We start from the raw sequence: 628 nt of genomic DNA on the forward strand, positions 1-628 counted from the left end.
CATCTTCTCGACACTGGCCTGACCCCACTGCGCGCGCTGTCTCACCAGCCACGTCATACCGCGCGACGATCACTGCGGCAAACTCGGCGATCTTCACTCACCTCGACGTGCGGAAAACGGGGCTAGCCGGGGCCATGCCCGAACGCTATGGCCTGCTGGTCCTGCTCGGTGCCGGCGTCGGACTCCGGCAAGGCGAAGCGCTCGGTCTGGCCCTGGATCGAGTACACAGTGACGAGGGCATGATCACCATCAATCAGCAGGTCATCGTGATCAACCGGCGTCCCCAACTCGGACCGCCGAAAACTTCCGCGTCCCTGCGGGACGTACTCATGCCCATGTTCGTGGCGGCGGCGATCAACGAGCAAGTAGAGCGGTTCGATCTCACTGCCGATGCCGTGTTGTGCCGAACCGGCCGGGGCTCGCTGCTCCGGCGCGACTACTTCAACAAGAAGATCTGGAAACCCGCCCTCGTGGCCGCCAAGCTCCCCGGCGACGTGACCTTGTTGAGTCGGCCTGGGGCGCGGTGCCGGGATTGCTCTCAGTCCGTTTCCCCAGGCCGCTCGCCGAACCCGCCGTGCCGATCTCTCGGCAACGGGCTCTCCACGGTCTCTATCGTCAGGCGGGGTTC

1 protein-coding gene is annotated in these 628 nt (G+C 65.1%); it reads left to right on the top strand.

Going from position 1 to position 628, the window contains the following annotated elements; translation table 11 throughout:
- Window positions 1–134: 134 nt before the first annotated feature.
- Window positions 135–628 (top strand): site-specific integrase (locus tag ETD85_RS62660; protein ID WP_476739318.1); only part of this gene is annotated, 494 nt, incomplete at its 3' end.

The sequence above is a fragment of the Nonomuraea zeae genome (assembly GCF_005889725.1).
Taxonomy (GTDB): domain Bacteria; phylum Actinomycetota; class Actinomycetes; order Streptosporangiales; family Streptosporangiaceae; genus Nonomuraea; species Nonomuraea zeae.